18 protein-coding genes are annotated in these 18,409 nt (G+C 45.3%); all 18 read right to left on the reverse strand.

What is annotated here, in order from left to right; genetic code table 11:
• Positions 1-283: 283 nt before the first annotated feature.
• The 18 genes from lysS to ftsH all read right to left on the reverse strand — a co-directional run bounded on the left by lysS (position 284) and on the right by ftsH (position 18,361).
• Complete coding sequence (gene lysS, locus IEW05_RS24340) at positions 284-1,801, reverse strand: lysine--tRNA ligase (RefSeq protein WP_188542471.1); 1,518 nt, start codon at positions 1,799-1,801, stop codon at positions 284-286.
• A gap of 135 nt (positions 1,802-1,936) precedes the next feature.
• Entirely contained in the window at positions 1,937-2,413 is a 477-nt protein-coding gene (gene greA, locus IEW05_RS24345; protein ID WP_188542472.1) for a transcription elongation factor GreA, read from the reverse strand.
• A 361-nt stretch (positions 2,414-2,774) separates the two neighbouring features.
• Entirely contained in the window at positions 2,775-3,779 is a 1,005-nt protein-coding gene (gene dusB, locus IEW05_RS24350) for a tRNA dihydrouridine synthase DusB (protein WP_188542473.1), read from the reverse strand.
• A 102-nt stretch (positions 3,780-3,881) separates the two neighbouring features.
• Entirely contained in the window at positions 3,882-4,088 is a 207-nt protein-coding gene (locus IEW05_RS24355) for a helix-turn-helix domain-containing protein (RefSeq protein ID WP_188542474.1), read from the reverse strand.
• Complete coding sequence (folK, locus tag IEW05_RS24360; RefSeq protein WP_188542475.1) at positions 4,040-4,588, reverse strand: 2-amino-4-hydroxy-6-hydroxymethyldihydropteridine diphosphokinase; 549 nt, start codon at positions 4,586-4,588, stop codon at positions 4,040-4,042. Before folK ends, IEW05_RS24355 begins: the two co-directional genes overlap by 49 nt.
• Before the next feature lie 8 nt (positions 4,589-4,596).
• Positions 4,597-4,959 carry a dihydroneopterin aldolase gene (gene folB / locus IEW05_RS24365; RefSeq protein ID WP_188542476.1) on the reverse strand — a complete coding sequence of 121 codons (363 nt, stop codon included), beginning with the start codon at positions 4,957-4,959 and terminating at the stop codon, positions 4,597-4,599.
• Positions 4,960-5,013: 54 nt separating this feature from the next.
• Positions 5,014-5,850: a dihydropteroate synthase gene (folP, locus tag IEW05_RS24370; protein ID WP_188542477.1), complete on the reverse strand. Its 837-nt coding sequence runs from the start codon at positions 5,848-5,850 to the stop codon at positions 5,014-5,016.
• Between the two features lies 1 nt (position 5,851).
• Positions 5,852-6,742: an aminodeoxychorismate lyase gene (gene pabC / locus IEW05_RS24375; RefSeq protein WP_188542478.1), complete on the reverse strand. Its 891-nt coding sequence runs from the start codon at positions 6,740-6,742 to the stop codon at positions 5,852-5,854.
• Positions 6,739-7,323, reverse strand: a complete 585-nt coding sequence (gene pabA / locus IEW05_RS24380; RefSeq protein ID WP_188542479.1) for an aminodeoxychorismate/anthranilate synthase component II — start codon at positions 7,321-7,323, stop codon at positions 6,739-6,741. Before pabA ends, pabC begins: the two co-directional genes overlap by 4 nt.
• 18 nt (positions 7,324-7,341) lie before the next feature.
• Positions 7,342-8,919, reverse strand: coding sequence for an anthranilate synthase component I family protein (locus tag IEW05_RS24385; protein ID WP_188542480.1), 1,578 nt, complete (start codon positions 8,917-8,919; stop codon positions 7,342-7,344).
• Between the two features lie 185 nt (positions 8,920-9,104).
• The gene (gene cysK / locus IEW05_RS24390; RefSeq protein ID WP_188542481.1) at positions 9,105-10,043 is read right to left on the reverse strand and encodes a cysteine synthase A; all 939 of its coding nucleotides are present in this window, start codon (positions 10,041-10,043) and stop codon (positions 9,105-9,107) included.
• Between the two features lie 201 nt (positions 10,044-10,244).
• Positions 10,245-11,135 (reverse strand): Hsp33 family molecular chaperone HslO, encoded by an 891-nt coding sequence (hslO, locus tag IEW05_RS24395; RefSeq protein WP_188542482.1) that lies wholly within the window; start codon positions 11,133-11,135, stop codon positions 10,245-10,247.
• A gap of 245 nt (positions 11,136-11,380) precedes the next feature.
• Complete coding sequence (locus IEW05_RS25670) at positions 11,381-11,521, reverse strand: hypothetical protein (protein WP_194434164.1); 141 nt, start codon at positions 11,519-11,521, stop codon at positions 11,381-11,383.
• Positions 11,522-11,612: 91 nt separating this feature from the next.
• Positions 11,613-12,380: a type III pantothenate kinase gene (locus IEW05_RS24400; protein ID WP_188542483.1), complete on the reverse strand. Its 768-nt coding sequence runs from the start codon at positions 12,378-12,380 to the stop codon at positions 11,613-11,615.
• A 5-nt stretch (positions 12,381-12,385) separates the two neighbouring features.
• Positions 12,386-13,252 carry a carboxylating nicotinate-nucleotide diphosphorylase gene (gene nadC / locus IEW05_RS24405; RefSeq protein ID WP_188542484.1) on the reverse strand — a complete coding sequence of 289 codons (867 nt, stop codon included), beginning with the start codon at positions 13,250-13,252 and terminating at the stop codon, positions 12,386-12,388.
• Entirely contained in the window at positions 13,242-14,858 is a 1,617-nt protein-coding gene (gene nadB, locus IEW05_RS24410) for an L-aspartate oxidase (protein ID WP_188542485.1), read from the reverse strand. Before nadB ends, nadC begins: the two co-directional genes overlap by 11 nt.
• A gap of 37 nt (positions 14,859-14,895) precedes the next feature.
• On the reverse strand, positions 14,896-15,834 hold the full coding sequence (nadA, locus tag IEW05_RS24415) for a quinolinate synthase NadA (protein WP_188542486.1): 939 nt from the start codon (positions 15,832-15,834) through the stop codon (positions 14,896-14,898).
• A 394-nt stretch (positions 15,835-16,228) separates the two neighbouring features.
• A complete protein-coding gene (gene ftsH / locus IEW05_RS24420; RefSeq protein ID WP_188542487.1) occupies positions 16,229-18,361 on the reverse strand; it encodes an ATP-dependent zinc metalloprotease FtsH in 2,133 nt (710 codons plus the stop codon).
• Positions 18,362-18,409: the final 48 nt, after the last annotated feature.

Raw genomic sequence — 18,409 nt, forward strand, 5'->3', positions numbered from 1 at the left:
TACTACATCCAACACCGTTTTGCAAGCTTTATTTTTTCTGGCATATCGTAGTGGTTAGCTACAAAAGCTTGTGTTTAACGGGCGGATGTATAATATATCATCTTCACAGCCCAGATGCAAGCATTTATTTAAAATAATTTAAAACCCAGCTTAAACCGGGCTTGTCTTATATTCACTAATGATTATTGATCCACCAACCACCACAAACAAGATCAGATATAAGATAAAAAAACAAGCACGGCAGTTTCCTGCCATGCTTGTTTCTATATATACGAATATATTCTTACTCTCCAGCAAGAGGACGCATGTGCGGGAAGAGTAGTACATCGCGAATCGAAGCCGAGTCGGTCAATAGCATAACAAGTCTGTCTATTCCAATACCTAATCCACCTGTTGGTGGCATACCATATTCCAGTGCCCGGATGAAATCATCATCCATTTCATGCGCTTCATCATTCCCGTGCTCGCGTTCCAAGATTTGCGCTTCGAAACGTTGACGTTGATCGATAGGATCATTTAGCTCTGTAAAGGCGTTGGCATGTTCACGTCCCACGATAAACAATTCGAATCGATCAGTAAACCGAGGGTCTTCTGGATTCTTCTTCGCAAGCGGAGATATCTCTAGCGGATGTCCGTATACGAATGTTGGTTGAATCAAAGTTTCTTCTACAAATTGTTCAAAGAACGCATTCAGGATATGACCAAATGTCATATGCGCGTCTACTGGAACTTTATGCTCTTTCGCCAAAGCGTGTGCTTCTTCATTGGTCATGTGTCTTCCAAAGTCAACACCCGTAACTTCTTTGACCGCATCTACCATAGATACACGACGCCACTGTGGAGTTAAGTCTACTTCATAATCTTGATATTTAATCACAGTCGTGCCAAGTACTTCCTTAGCAATGTGGGCGATCATATTTTCAGTCAACGCCATAATATCCTTATAGTCGGCATAAGCCTCATACAACTCAATCATGGTGAATTCCGGATTATGACGTGTTGACATACCTTCGTTCCGGTACACCCGGCCGATTTCATACACCTTCTCTAAACCGCCTACGATCAGGCGTTTCAGGTGAAGCTCAATAGCGATACGCATGTATAACTGCATGTCCAATGCATTGTGATGCGTGATAAATGGACGAGCAGCCGCCCCCCCAGCAATACTATGCAGGGTTGGAGTTTCTACTTCCAAATATCCTTGGGAATCCAAATAATGACGCATGGACTTAATAATCCGTGAACGTTTAATAAATGTCTGTTGTACTTCAGGGTTTACGATCAGGTCAACATAACGTTGACGGTAGCGAAGTTCAACATCTTTGAGACCATGATATTTGTCCGGAAGCGGATAAAGCGATTTAGATAAAATCTCCAGGTCTTTGACTTTGATCGAAGTTTCACCGGTTTTGGTCTTGAATACCTCACCCTTAACTCCAACGATGTCTCCAAGGTCAAGTAGGCTAAAAGCTGAATATTTAACTTCTGGCACGCTATCTTGGCGTACATAGATCTGAATTTTACCCGTAAGATCCTGGATGTGCGCAAAACTAGCCTTCCCCATACCCCGTTTAGCCATCAAACGTCCAGCAATCGAAACTTCTACGCTCTTCTCTTCCAGTTCTTCCTTAGAAAGTTGGTCGTATTGTTGCAGAATATCGCCTGCGTTGTGGGTTCTTTCGTATTTCCCTCCAAAAGGATCGACTCCAAGCCCACGTAGCTCGTCCAATTTCTCTCTACGAATCTGTAACAGTTCACTAACTTCGACTTCTTGCTCCTGTTGATTGTGTTCCTCGCTCATTTCCGCTTCACTCCTACAAACATGTATTTGGTTTTGGACTACTTTGTCACTATGGAAAGCAACTAAGCAGAACGATCTACAATACAGTGAAAGAAGCTTCCCCCGGGGAAGCTTCTTTCACTCGCTAATTCCGCGTTATTTCTTGATATCGACAATTTTATATTGAATCGTACCAGCTGGGACTGCTACATCCACAACAGCGCCTTTTTGCTTACCAAGTATTGCTTTGCCAACTGGGCTTTCATTCGATATTTTGTTCTGTAGCGGATCAGACTCAGCTGTTCCTACAATGGCATACTCCATTGTATCACCGAACTCCATATCTTGCACCGTTACAGTAGAGCCGATAGTAACTGTATCTGTACCAATCTCATCATTATTGATGATCCGGGCGTTACGTAGCATTTTCTCAAGTGTAATAACCCGTCCTTCGATAAAGGCCTGCTCGTTCTTAGCATCCTCATATTCCGAGTTCTCACTGATATCTCCGTAACCAATCGCAACTTTAATCCGCTCAGCAACTTCGCGGCGTTTCACTGATTTCAAATTCTCAAGTTCTTCTTCCAACCGCTTTAATCCATCTTGTGTAAGAATGACTTCTTTATCGCTCATTTCAACCAATTCTCCTGTCATGGAAATAATTTTCGCACTATGCGCGCGGACTTCGATCGCCTTCTGGTCAATAAAGTTCCCACAATAAAAGGAATGCAAAGACCTTTGTCCCCAAAAGGTCCCCGAGTTGCCGCTATGGCAACGGCCGTGAAAATTCACGCATCATTTGAGAATATCATATGCAATCTCATGGAGTGAGAGACCTCTCCATGTGTGGAAGTTATCTCCTGAGGCGAATTTATACTGTGAAATTATAGGTGAAGCTCTGCCAAATGTCAATGACACCCGATTCTTCAAATGAAAACGTTTAATAAACAGAGGTTTCTCTCTTTTTATCCATAAAATGAACCTTCATTAAACGTTATGCAGGCTCAGAATCAATCGAATTCGCAGTAGCAAGTGACTCGACGACAAAATCCTCAAGAATTCGTACCATTTCGTCACGCTTAGTCTCTTCCATGATAACGTCCTTAATCCGAGCCGCACCTTTCATGCCTTTTAGATACCAAGCCATATGCTTACGCATTTCACGAACGGCTACATGTTCGCCTTTGAGCGCGGCAAGCCGATCCATATGCAAAATAGCAATACGCATCTTCTCTTCAATTCCAGGCTCTGGGAGTAACTCACCTGTCTTCAGATACTCCACTGTGCGATAAAGCATCCAAGGGTTACCTAGAGCCCCTCTGCCGATCATGACACCATCACAGCCAGTTTGATCCAACATCCGCTTAGCGTCCTCCGGTGTGACAACATCTCCATTCCCGATAACCGGGATAGATACTACTTCTTTAACCTGACGAATATAATCCCAGTCTGCTTTTCCTGTATATAGCTGTTCCCGTGTTCGACCATGTACGCTGACGGCTTTACCTCCAGCCTGCTCTACAGCCTTCGCGTTATCAACAACGAAAATATGCTCGTCATCCCAACCAATTCTCATTTTTACCGTAACTGGTTTGCTAACCGCATTAACTACAGCCGATACCATTTCATATATTTTGTTTGGCTCTAACAACCAACGAGCACCCGCATCGCATTTTGTGACCTTCGGCACAGGGCACCCCATATTAATGTCGATGATATCTGCATTGGTATCTTGATCGACCACTTTAGCCGCTTCGACAAGAGATTCGCGGTTCCCGCCAAAAATCTGCAGACTCAGCGGTTTCTCACGTTCATCGACAAACAACATTTCATGTGTACGCTTGTTGCCGTGAATGATCGCTTTATCACTAACCATCTCAGCACAGACAAGCCCCGTGCCAAATTCTTTAGCAATAAGTCTGAAGGCTGGATTGCAGACCCCTGCCATAGGGGCAAGCACAACTTGATTCTTCATCTCTATATCGCCGATCTTTAGCATGTGGTCCCTCCTTAGAGTTTTGTGAGCATATGCTTCAATGATTGTTCTTCGAGCAAAACTTGCATCGAAAGCATAGGCTTAGTTTTGTGCTCATACGTACATCTATCTTGGTAACTTCAGCTCGGACAAGCTGACGTCTAGAATATTCGCAATTTTATCTAAAATTTGATCTTCTACGCGGCGATTACCCCGTTCCATCGCCCCAAGAAGTGCGAGTGAAACACCTGATTTGTCCGCAAGCTCTTGCTGCGTATAACCTTTTAATTTCCGGAAAGCGCGGATACGCCGTGCCAGGTGCATGTCTTCCAAAACCGAACGCCTTCCTTTCCTTCGATATGATCCAGTGCGCTTTGCATTTGTCCATAAAGATCGCCTGCCTTATCCGGAGCAACAACGTCCGCTAAAGGTACCAAGACAAAAGCACGCTCAAACATACGTGGATGAGGTAAGGTCAGCAGTGTTGTATCGACCGTTCGTCCTTCAATCCATAGAAGATCCAAATCGACCGTTCTTGGACCAAAACGGATTAACCGTTCACGCCCAAGACGAAGCTCAATTTCAAGCATGGTGGAGAGTAACGCCTCCGGATCTAAAGAAGTCTTAACCGCGGCTACCATATTAACAAAGCAAGGTTGATCGAGATAACCAACGGGATCGGTCTCATATAAATTAGAGCATCTTAGCACAGATATATCTGGATGATCCTCCAAATAGGCAATCGCCTGCATCAAGGTTGTCTCTCGATCCCCTAAATTAGCCCCTAAAGCTATATAAGCCTCTGATGTTTCAGAGGATGAATGTGTATTCATAACAACTCTCACTTTCTAGAACGGTACAACTCCACCGTCACACCTTCAAAATGAATATCAAATGGTGGGTGTGGTTTCGTCACGCCAACCGTTAGCGCATCTATCATAGTATAAGTGTCCAAAACGGAGGATGCAATATGCTCTGCGAGCGCCTCAATTAGCTTGAAGCTCTTTTTCTCGACAATTCCTTTAACCAGCTCATGAACCTCGGCATAATTTACCGTTTTGCTCAAATCGTCATTTTTTGCCGCTTCGCTTAGATCAAGCTCTAATGCAAGATCAACATAAAAACGTTGACCCAGTTTCCGCTCCTCTTCAAAAACACCATGATAACCGTAATACTCCATGCGACGAATGATCATTTTATCCATCTTAAGCCACGCCTTCCTATCCTGAAATTTTATCTATAAGTAAGTGTTCATTATCTAGCTATACAATATGGCGTCGCACATTTTCACTGAGCGCTTGATCTCAAGCACATCATGAACACGCACGATTTGGCAGCCTTGAGCAATACCAAACGCTACCGTTGCCGCAGTACCAAGAACAGTGTCCTCAACAGGTAAATCTAACGTAGTACGGATAAATCTTTTGCGAGATGTACCGAGCAGCATTGGATAACCTAACTTCATCAGATCATCAAGCGCACGCATGACCTGCAAGTTCTCTTCATAATTTTTAGCAAAGCCGATTCCTGGGTCAAGGATGATTTGCTCCTCTTTCACGCCCGCTTCTTTGGCAATGTTTACGCTAGCCATCAGATCATTAGTAACATCTTGCACCAAGTTCGTGTAATCCCGATCGTGACGATTATGCATTAAAATAACTGGGCATCCAAACTCAACAGCCACTTTGCTCATAGCTGGATCCTGTTTAAAACCCCAGATATCGTTGATGATATGTGCTCCAGCCTTCAAAGCCTCCCGTGCGACCACGGACTTGTAAGTATCCACAGAAATAGGAATGCCTGGCGCTTCGCGGTGTAAGGCTTCCACAATAGGAATCACCCGCTCCAGCTCCTCCTGCTCACCAACTGGTTCATGACCTGGACGAGTAGATTCCCCTCCGATATCAATCAGGTCTGCCCCATCCTTAACCATCTGCAGTGCATGTTGAACCGCACGCTCGGTATCATTGTACTGTCCGCCATCAGAGAAAGAGTCCGGTGTTACATTTAGAATCCCCATCACTAAGGTCCGTTTTCCAAGTGTCAAAATCGTCTCTCCGCAATTGTAAGTTCTATTGTATAACGTTGGTTGCATTTCAATTTCCTACTTTCTTTCTATAACTGTTCAATAGGTTGTTCGTTATGTGACCTATTCGTCCACTACCAACAAGACGAGAGCATTCTTCAGGAGCTTCAGGAATGACAAGCTTCGTCACCGGTACCAGTTCCTGAATTGAGTTAGTCACAAAAACTTCGTCCGCTTCGCAGAGCATTTCCCACGTATATTGCCCTTCTTGCCTGTCCATTCCAAACTCCTCGGTCATTTCCAAAACAATAGAACGAGTAATCCCCGGGAGAATCCCATTCCCGATGTCCGGTGTATATAGCGTACCACCATGTACAAAAAATAAATTACTTACGATCCCTTCAGCCAAGAATCCCTTCTCTGTAAGTTGTAGACCTTCGACTGCGATAGTTGGATTCGGCTTATATTGAGAGAGTTCCCTCTTTGCTAAAATATTGTTCATATAATGTAGCGACTTGAAGCGAACCTCACCTTCCGGTGTATTACGCCGCGTCTTCAAGCGCCATAATTCTTTTCCTAGTGTGTATAGACTAGCTCCTGGGTTCGGAAGAGGTTTGATATATAAAATAACCGTAGGCTTATTGTAGTCATCCGAAGGAAGACCTAGTGGACCCTCACCCGCCGAAACAGTAAGCCGACAATAACCCTCTTCAAGCCCATTGACTTCAAGCAATTGCTGAATTTCGGCCATGACTTGATCAGAATCACTATCATAATTGATACCTAAGCTTTGGCAACCCTGCCGTAGACGTTCCAAATGCCGCTCAAGTAAAAATGGGCGACCCCCGTACGTACGAAACGTCTCAAATAACCCTACTCCGTACATGAAGCCGTGATCCATTACGGAAATCACGGCTTCTGCAGCAAGGGTGGGAGTCCCATTCACCCCGATGTATTTCATACTTGGTCTTCTTCTCTATTCCGATTCAGAAAGTTGCGGAGAATTTGATGTCCATGATCCGTAATAATAGATTCTGGATGGAATTGAACACCTTCTACAGCATATTCTTTGTGGCGCAGTCCCATAATTTCGCCTTCTTCTGTCTCTGCTGTAATCTCCAAGCAATCCGGCAAGCTCGCACGCTCAACAATTAAAGAATGATACCGAGTTGCCGTAAATGGTGAGGGGAGCCCCGCAAACACCGACTGACCGTTATGGAGAATCGGAGATGTTTTACCATGCATAAGCCGCTCAGCACGTATTACATTGCCACCGAAGGCCTGGCCAATAGCCTGATGTCCTAGACAAACACCGAATATGGGGATTTGTCCTTTGAAGGTCTCAATAATCGACAGCGTAATTCCCGCCTCATTTGGTGTACAAGGTCCCGGTGAAATGAGAATGTGATCTGGCTGCATATCCTTGATTCCTTGCAGATCAATCTCGTCGTTACGACGAACCGTGACTTCCTCACCAAGCTCACCCAGATATTGTACCAAGTTGTAAGTAAACGAATCATAGTTATCAATAACCAGTATCATAATTTCATCCCCTTTTTCTTAGCCTTCATCGGTGGAATCCTGACTTAGCAACACCGCCATAACGATGGCTCTGGCTTTATTATGGCATTCTCTGTATTCACGATATGGAACCGAGTCGATAACAATCCCAGCTCCTGTCTGTATATATCCAACTCCATCTTTAACGATCAATGTACGTATAACAATATTTAATTCCATATTTCCGTTATAGTCAATCCATCCCATCGCGCCTGTATACGGCCCCCGAGTCACCGGCTCCAATTCTTCGATGATCTCCATTGTCCTCACCTTTGGCGCTCCGGTTATGGTTCCACCTGGGAAAACAGCGGCAATTACATCGTATGGAGTCTTACCCTCCTGAAGAGTACCTTCCACTTGGGACACTAAATGCATCACATGGGAATAGTACTCGATGGTGAGTAGCTCACTTGTTCGCACGGAACCATACTGTGCTACACGCCCCACATCATTTCGTAGCAAATCAACTAACATAATATGTTCAGCTTGCTCTTTCTCATTACTACGTAGTTCCTGAGCCATCGCTACATCTTCCTCTGGGCTTGTTCCGCGGCGCCTTGTACCAGCTATTGGTCTTGTACTAACCTCATCTTGTTCGAGTTTCACCAATAGTTCAGGAGAAGCCGAGACGAGCCCGAAATCAGGAAAACGAAGCAAGCCCATATATGGGGAAGGGTTCAGTATTCTCAACCATTCGTAAATTTCTTCCGCCGATGCCTGTAAGGAGATATTCTGCCTCAGTGATAAATTGACCTGGAACACGTCCCCAGCACGAATGTAGTCTTGAATCCGCTTAACAGCCGACTCGAAATCATCCTGTGCCATAGACACGCTAGAATTTCCCAGCTGGATCTCACTAAGTACTGAATCCGACTGCTCCTCTATAAGTTCAAGCTTTCTCAGCCGTCTTGCTACTTGATTACTTACTACTCCCGTATTCGCTCCAAGAACGATTTCGTCCCAGCGCTCTGCCATCCTTTGCACCCGTAACTTAGCCTCATGGTAGACTACTTCCATTTCCCTTGTAGCTCTTGTCCCCTCACTCAGTGGGGAGATTGGACAATGGACAATCGCATAGACTTCACCTAGCTCTTGATCGACAATCCATAGCTCTTCCATCCGCATCCAGATATAATCATCTAACCCAAGGTCATCCTCTGCAAGCTGCGGAAGACGCTCCAGGGATCTGGCGATATCATAACCTAGAAATCCTACGGCTCCACCGCTAAATTTGGGAAGCCCAGAAAAACTAGGTGACTTGTAAGGAGCCATCCATTGGCGAAGTACCGCTAGTGGTTTGCCATGTATACTTGTTCTCACACCAGTATCCAATTGCTCAATTTCTACTTGATTTCCCTTGCCACGGATAACCGAAACTGGATCTAAGCCAAGAAAAGTATATCGCCCTCCTTTTCCACTCTCCAATACAAAGGAATACGGCTGCGATTGCTCCCAAGCCGATCTCCAATCCCCAGGAAGTCCCGTAGGGAACTTCCATTTGCCCGCGTAAGGCAGCATCGTCCACTGCCTTTCCGTAGCCCACTTCTTCCATTGTTCCCATGATGTAATGTGCTCCATCTACGGTCCGTTCCTCCACCCTCGTTAGCATTCTATTGCTTGCTAGTATACTAAAAGCTAGAACAGTTTAAAACATCTTGTTCATTATCCATGTTCATATTCCCTAAATCATGTATAAAAAACCCCCATGCCACCCATAAAGGGTAGCCATGAGGGTTAATGAATGATTCTAAATTAAATATCAATTAAGCTTCAAAATTGTATAGTGGTGTGCTCAGGTAACGTTCGCCGTTACTTGGAATAACAGCTACTACACGTTTGCCCTTGCCTAGTTGCTTAGCAACTTGCAGTGCCGCACGAACAGCTGCTCCAGATGAAATACCCGATAGAATGCCTTCTTCTTTGGCTACAGCACGTGCCTGTTCGAAAGCTTCGTCATTCTCGATATGAATAATTTCATCATAGATTTCACGATTCAAAATTTCTGGAATGAAGTTCGCTCCAAGACCTTGAATCTTGTGAGGTCCTGGTTTGCCACCTGATAATATAGGGGATGCTGCTGGCTCCACCGCATAAATCTTAATATCAGGGAAACGTTTCTTCAACACTTCACCTGCGCCAGAAATCGTACCGCCTGTGCCGATCCCTGCTACGAATGCATCCAATTGACCATCCAAGGATTCAATCGCCTCAACAATCTCCGGTCCAGTTGTTTCACGGTGAATCTTAACGTTAGCTTGGTTTCTGAATTGATCAGCCAAGAAATAATCCGGATTCTCAGCTAAGATTTCCTCGGATTTCTTCACTGCGCCATTCATACCTTCTGCGCCTGGAGTTAGAACTAATTCTGCTCCGTAAGCACGCAGCAAGTTGCGACGTTCAATACTCATCGTTTCTGGCATAACGATAACGGCTTTATAACCTTTAGCAGCAGCTACTAGAGCAAGACCAATACCCGTGTTACCACTAGTTGCTTCAATAATTGTACCGCCTGGTTTAAGTTTGCCGGCTTTCTCTGCTTCTTCCACGATACTGATCGCAATACGGTCCTTAACACTTGATCCTGGGTTCTGGTATTCCAATTTCACATAGATCTCTGCGCTGTCTTCTGGAACGATTCGATTCAAACGAACTAGCGGGGTACCACCAATAAGATCCGTTACACTATTTACGACTTTTGCCATCTAAAAGCCCTCCCTTTGGGAAAATATATAATTTTAAAATAAGAACTATTCTTCTAGATGTAAAAAATAAAAGGAAAAGTTGATTCGCTTTTATTTATTTCCGAGTGGTTAAGTTGGTTTTGATAGTATTATCTTAACAACACCGATCGGAGTTGTCAATATAAGCCACAAAAATAACTCTATCTCTGGTATAACGGAACTTTATTTCTCTGTTTGGTTGATAAGCTCCTGAAGTTCATCTGCACTAAATGTATAAACTTCATTGCAAAAATCGCATACAACTTCTGTCTCTTCTCCTGTTTCTTGTAACTCCGTCAACTCATCTTTACCCAAGCTGATCAATGTCCGCTCAACCCGCTCGCGAGAACAATGACAAGAGAATGTAATATCCATTTCCTCGAGAACCTTAAAATCTGGCAATAACCAGCTAAGCATCTCCTCTAGTTCCATACCTTGGTCTAGAAGTGATGTAACCGGGGGCATCTGACCTACCGCTCGTTCTATAGCATCAATCTCTTGATCATTGAGCCCAGGTAGCAATTGTATGATGAATCCTCCAGCTACGATAACCGAGGAATCAACATCCACCAATACGCCCAGCCCAACAGCAGAAGGAGTCTGCTCCGATATGGCAAAATAATACGTGAAATCTTCGCCAAGCTCACCGGAAATAATCGGAACACTTCCCCGGTAAGGCTCTTTTAACCCTAGATCTTTCGTTACATGAATGAAACCCGTCGTACCTACGGCTCCTGCTACATCCAATTTTCCCATGCTATTGCTCGGTAAATGAACATGCGGCTCTTTGACATAACCGCGTACCTCTCCATTGGCATTTGCATCTGCTACAATATGACCGATCGGCCCATCGCCTTTTACTTGTACGGTGAGCTTCTCATTTCCTTTGAGCATAGCGCCCATCATAGCTGCTGCAGTTACCGTCCGTCCTAACGCCGCAGTAGTTGTTGGAAAAGTATCATGCCGACGGCGTAGTTCTTCCACCAGTTGTGTGGTCCGCACTGCAAACGCGCGGACTTTGCCATTCATGGCTGTACCGCGAATTAAGCGGTCTTTCTCTATTTGTTTGTTCATTTGTATTTCCTCCCGTTTCTTACTTTTTCTCATCCCACCCAAACCCTCCCTTACCCTAAGGGAGGGCCCCAAGGGTTGCACCCTCTGGACTCCCGCTTAATAACGTGTGCCATGGAGAGGCGCTCCTGCTCGCTGTCCCCTTACGGGGATGCGCTTGGTATTGTGCGTGGAACGCTTTTCCCCCTTCGGGTACGTCTTACTTTTGGTTCTCCTGAGTTACCATGAAAACCGGCTGCTCATCACTGCTACTTATTGGGACTCCCGAGTAACAAAGGAGCGCCGTAGCCGCTTGTCGCCCTTCGGGCACGCTCTGCTTCTGGCGCTCCTGCAGCAAGTACATTTACGTGCTGGGTGATATGGTACTGTGGTGCGTTATACTGCAACATTTAGATGGTTAGAGCGCTCTCCCCTACGGGAAACGCTCACGTTAGATCAACCATAAGATTGAGCATAGGATCAAGTATAAACAACATGTTTCTATTGCTGATTCCGCTCATAAATGATGCGGAGGCCTTCTAAGGTAAGACGGGGGTCAACCTCATGAATGGAGCGTGTTTCGCTAGCGATGAGCTCAGCGAGGCCGCCGGTCGCGATAACTTTTGGCTGTGCCTCCATTTCAAGTGCGATCCGTTCTACTATACCATCAACCTGGCCCGCATAGCCAAAAATAATACCCGCCTGCATCGCCGTAACGGTATTACGGCCAATTACTTTCTTTGGCTTCTCAAGTTCGATCCGCGGAAGTTTGGACGCGCGCTGATACAACGCTTCTGTGGAAATACCGATACCCGGTACGATGGCACCACCAAGATAATTACCCCCAGCATCGATGCAGTCAAAGGTCGTCGCCGTACCAAAATCAACAACCACTAATGGACCACCGTATTTATCTATTGCAGCAATGGCGTTAACGATCCGGTCTGCGCCTACTTCCCGAGGGTTTTCATAGCGCAGGTTCAGTCCAGTTTTAATTCCTGGGCCAACGACCAAAGGTTTTTTCTTTACATATTTTTCACAAAGCTCTTCAAGAACATGCATCAATGGAGGTACAACGGAAGAAATGATAACTCCCTCAATGTCTATTACATTAATCTTAGACATTTGAAACAAGTTATAGATCATAACTCCATATTCATCCACTGTCGTTTGACGATTGGTGGCAAGCCGGAAATGATGAAGCAGCTCACGGTTCCTATAGATTCCAAGTACGATATTCGAGTTGCCTACATCTATCACAAGGAACATTGTGCTCACCCTCCTTTTTTCTCATTGAGATCCAGACTAATGTCCAGACTCTCAAAGGAATACGTCAACCGTCCTACAGATATCACGTCTACGCCACTTTCAGCGATGGCGCGTATCGTATGTAGTGATACATTTCCTGAAGCTTCGACAGTAACATGCGGAGACTTGGCTTTGATTCGCCGTACCGCTTCCTTCATCAGATCGGGTGCCATATTATCCAACATAATAATATCGGCTCCAGCACTCAGAGCTTCCTCGACCTGTTCTAGATTCTCTGTCTCCACTTCAATAGTCATTGTATGCGGAATATTAGCACGAGCCCGACTCACCGCTCCCGTAATTCCACCGGCTCCTTTGATATGATTATCTTTAATCATCACAGCGTCATATAGCCCAAACCGATGGTTCGCTCCGCCGCCCGTACGAACCGCATACTTCTCCAGCATCCGATGTCCCGGAGTAGTTTTCCTTGTATCTACCAGGCGTACCGGCAAGCCTCCGATCGCATTCACATATTCATTCGTCCGCGTAGCAATACCGGATAAACGTTGTAATAAGTTCAGAGCTAGACGCTCTCCTGTCAAAATACTATGCGTACTACCTTCAACTTCCGCCAACACAGTACCCTTAGCAACATACTGACCATCATGTTTGAATGCCGTAAATGAAAGCTGTGGGTCCACGACCTGAAATACCAATTCTGCGACTGGCATTCCGGCGATAATTCCATCCTCCTTAGCATGAATCACCGCTTTTGACTCATGTCCAGAAGGAATAGTCACACGGGTCGTGACATCGCCAGATCCAACGTCTTCCTTCAGCCACCCAGTAATGGATTCTATTAACTCTGCGTTATATCCATTAAACATCATCACTAATTTCCTCCAACATTCCTTTTTCACGTTGCTGTAAAATATGTTTGCGCCACTTGATGTCATCACGCTCTGGGTAGTCCTCACGGTAATGTCCGCCCCGACTCTCTTCACGTGCAAGCGCCGATTCCGTAAGAATGAGTGCACTTGTTAGCATATTTGCATACTCCCACTGTTCGCGAGTATCCAGATAGGTATCAAAAATCGTTAAACGCGGCTTTAATTCCTCTAGCCCCTTCAGCAAACCTGCACCCGTCCGGCGCAAGCCTACTTGACGAACCATAATTCGTTGCAGCTTCATACGGAGCTCAACGATAGATGTGGTCAGCGTTTCTTGCCGATCCCTTTGGTAAGAAATATTTCGGCCTGTTTTATCCAACGGTATTAACTGGGAGATACTATCAACGATTCTTTGTCCAAACACAATGGCCTCCGACAATGAATTACTCGCCAAACGATTAGCTCCATGAACTCCCGTGGACGATACCTCTCCACAAGCAAACAATCTGCTCACAGTAGTCTCCCCATGATGACCCGTTTTGACGCCACCCATCATATAATGCGCAGCTGGAGCCACTGGAATCCAATCCGTAGTCATATCCAGTCCATAGCTAGTGCAAGTTTCGTAGATCGTTGGAAAACGATGCTTAATCATCTCCGGTGTCTCGTGGGTAATGTCCAGATACACAAAGCTTGAACCTGTTTCCTCCATCTCACTTACAATCGCTCGTGCGACGATATCCCGAGGTGCTAACTCCAGCAGTTCATGATATTTCTCCATAAACCGTTCACCTTTTATATTACGAAGCACAGCACCCTCTCCACGTACCGCTTCAGATATCAGAAAGCGAGGGGCACCAGGATAGCAAAGTGATGTCGGATGGAATTGCAGGAATTCCATGTCCCGGATAACCGCTCCTGCACGATAAGCCATAGCCACGCCATCACTTGTCGCCACTTCCGGATTCGTCGTGTATCGATACAATTGCCCTGCACCACCGGAACACAATATCGTCGCGGCTCCACGTAGAAATATCCGTTGACCATCTGGACGCTGAACCAACGCACCCAAGCATTCGTTCTCTTCTGTAATCAAATCAATCACAAAATGGTTATCCCATATTTCAATGTTAGAATGTCCAGTTACTTGCTCTGATAATGCACGTACAATCTCAAAACCTGTAGCATCACCATTCGCGTGTAAAATACGACGATGACTATGCGCTCCTTCTTGTGTGAGCGCCAGTTCACCATTCTCCCGATCAAAGTTGGTGCCGAGCTTAATTAATTCCTCCACACATCCCGGTCCTTCATTGACCAAGATATCAACGGACCGTGACGAGCAAAGTCCTGCCCCAGCTAACAATGTATCCTGATAATGAGACTGCGTTGAATCATCCTCGGAAATAACGGCGGCAATTCCACCCTGGGCATACCTAGTATTACTCTCAAGCAATGACTTCTTAGTAATCATAATGACTCGGCGATCTACGCTAGCTTTGATTGCCGTATATAGACCAGCGATGCCTGATCCAATAACAATAACGTCCGTATCAATTACAGGTAGTTCGTTCACATTAAAATCAACCAAATATTGTGGTATCAATTTTTGTCACCTATCTTGGACAAGAGAGTAGCGCATACTACTTAACTTGTAGCATGCGCTCTAGGGAAACTCTGGCTTGGTCGGCAATAGCAGGAGGCACGTAAATCTGTGGCTGCATCGTCTCCAAACATTTGACCAGCTTCTTCAAATTATTCACTTTCATATTAGGACATACCAGGAACTTCGTCGCAAAGTGAAACATTTTATCTGGACTATCTTTGCGCAATTGATATCCCGTACCATCTTCTGTCCCTACAATGAACTCTTTATTAGTGGAATTTTTGCAGTATTCGAGGATCGCAGTCGTGCTCCCAACAAAATCACCCATCGCCACAACTTCAGGACGACATTCGGGATGAACCACAAATTCTGCGCCCGGATGAAGGGCTCTCATCTCCACTACGTCCTTTACAGTCAACATATCATGGGTGTTACAATAACCTTCCCAGATAATTAACTTCTTGTCTGTATGCTGCTGAACGTAATGACCCAAGTTTTTGTCCGGCACCCAAATGATCTCATCAGAATCAACGGAGTTAATAACTTTGACTGCATTGGAAGACGTACAGCAAATATCCGTTTCCGCTTTGATCTCAGCTGAAGAATTAATGTACGTTACTACTTTGGCATTAGGATACTGAGCTTTCATTTTCCGTAAGCCATCCACATTAACCATATCAGCCATCGGACAACCTGCCCGTTCATCAGGAATAAGCACCGTTTTGTTCGGAGCTAATATTTTGGCGCTCTCCCCCATAAAGTGCACGCCGCAGAAAACAATCGTCTCCGCGTCCGTTGAAGCTGCCTTCTGAGCAAGCAAAAAAGAATCGCCTCGGAAATCGGCAACCTCCTGAATTTCATCACGTTGGTAATAGTGAGCTAGAATAATTGCATTTCGTTCCTTCTTGAGCGTGATCAACTTCTCCCGCAGCTCGCGGTTCATCTCAGCCTTTCGTTCCAGTGCTTGGGCCTCCACCAATTAACCTCCCCTGATGCTTTCGCGGTTCACTGCCGCTGAATCTCTCTATCTCACATCTAGTTATTGATAATGCTTAAGTACGTCCTTACCAGCGATAAGAACGTATCAAATTTCACGATGCTAAGCAGCGTGGATCCTACAATACACAAAATAGTCACTTTACGTGTTTAACAACTAATTTACACAAGGTAAGTTGCCCTGTCAATGCGCTACATGTCGGCCTAAGTTCCGAAATTCTACCTTAATGTTCTTCTACGTGACGATAACGCCCAACTTTGAAACAAGAACTAAATTTCCTGAACAAAAAAGTCCGGGAAACAAGTGGCTGTCTCCCGGACTTCAATATTGTTATACATACACTCCCTTGCGACCTATCGCAAGCAAAGAAAGATTAAACCGTAGGTGTATTTCCACCATTTCTTGGACCCTGATCTGAATCATTATCGCCCGGCTTCTCTGGTGTATCACTTACGCTATCCTCAGGTGCATTAACCGTTGGTTCGCTTGTGCTATCACTAGAATCAACTGGCTCCTCGTTCGGAATGTCACCTGGAACAATCGGTGCCGACTCCTCAGATTTACCTTGAATGCGAACACGAACATCACCGATGTTGTCGATGACAGGCTCGCCGGAACCGGAGTTGCCGCCGTCTCCCTCATTCGAGACATCTACAGTGGATTCAGGTAGTTTACCATTCTCAATAAGCTCTTTGATTTGATCCAATTCCAAGGTCTCAACTTCAAGCAAAGTTTCTGCAATCAGTGCAACTTCTTTGGAATGTTCAGTCAAGATTTGCTTACAACGTTCATACGAGCTAGTAATGAAGTGCTGCATTTCTTGATCGATCTCATAAGCAATTTGGTCACTGTAGTTCTGTTCGTGTCCAATATCGCGGCCCAAGAATACTTGACCCTGAGATGTCCCAAATTGCATTGGTCCAAGCTTATCGCTCATACCATACTCCATAATCATGCTTCGTACAATGCTAGTCGCTTGCTGGAAGTCACTATATGCACCAGTACCAATTTCACCAATGAACAACTCTTCCGCAACTCGACCACCAAGGAGACCTGTGACTCTGTCTAGGAGCTCTTGTTTGGTCGCAAGCATACGATCTTCTTTCGGCATCATGATAACGTATCCGCCAGCACGACCCCGTGGAATAATCGTTACTTTATGAACCATATCAGCATGCTCTAAGAAGTAACCAACAATCGTATGTCCCGCTTCATGGTAAGCAACAATCCGCTTCTCGCGATCACTGATCACGCGGCTACGCTTCTCGGTACCTACAATGACACGGTCGATTGCTTCGTCCACTTCACGCATGGAAATATCTTTACGATTACGACGTGCTGCTAAGAGAGCCGCTTCATTCAGCAAATTCTCTAGATCAGCGCCCGTAAATCCAGTTGTACGTTTAGCAACAACATCTAACTTCACGTCTTTGGTTAATGGCTTATTACGCGCATGTACTTTAAGAACGGACTCACGGCCTTTTACATCCGGACGGTCAACCGTAATTTGACGGTCAAAACGGCCTGGACGCAGCAATGCCGGGTCAAGAATATCGGCACGGTTTGTTGCAGCAATCATAATAATACCTTCATTGCCACCAAAACCATCCATCTCTACGAGCAATTGGTTGAGCGTTTGTTCACGTTCATCGTGTCCACCGCCAAGGCCAGCGCCACGTTGACGTCCAACGGCATCAATCTCATCAATAAAGATAATACATGGAGAATTCTTCTTCGCATTCTCGAACAAATCACGTACCCGTGAAGCACCGACACCGACGAACATTTCGACGAAATCAGAACCCGAAATACTAAAGAACGGAACTCCAGCTTCACCAGCAACTGCACGAGCTAGCAAAGTTTTACCGGTACCTGGAGGGCCTACAAGCAGCACCCCTTTAGGAATCCGTGCACCAACGGCAGTAAACTTCCGAGGGTCTTTCAAGAACTCAACAACCTCAACAAGCTCTTGTTTCTCTTCGTCTGCTCCCGCCACATCTTCAAATGTAACCTTCTTCTTCTCTTCATTATACAGGCGGGCTTTGCTCTTGCCGAAGTTCATGACTTTGCCGCCGCCACCCTGTGCCTGATTAAACAGGAAGAAGAACAGGATAAACATAATAGCTAGTGGTACGATCGATGTCAGGAAAGTGAGCCAAATGCTCTCGCCCTGCATCTTATTCCACTTCATCTCAATGTTATTCGCATCGCTGTAAGCTACGATTTCCTTCAGCACATTTTCGTCAAAAGGAACATACAAGGTGAAGTTCTTCGATTTTGTCTTACCCTCTTCAACGGCTTCTTTATACTTACCGGTTACCTGATAGGCGTAACCGTCAAATTTCCCGGTTAATTCAGCAACGTTGTTATCCTTCAATTGCTGACGAAATTGATCGTACCTAGGGGTGACGGTTGACTCTGTTCCACCGTTGAGGAATTGCACGATGCCCACCACGACTAAGAAAAGTATCAAATAAAAACCAGAATTCCGGATGAACCGATTCATCCCCTACCTCCTCTCAAAACCTTAAGTTATTTTACCATAGCCGCTCAC

The sequence above is a fragment of the Paenibacillus segetis genome, assembly GCF_014639155.1.
Classification (GTDB): Bacteria; Bacillota; Bacilli; order Paenibacillales; family Paenibacillaceae; genus Fontibacillus; species Fontibacillus segetis.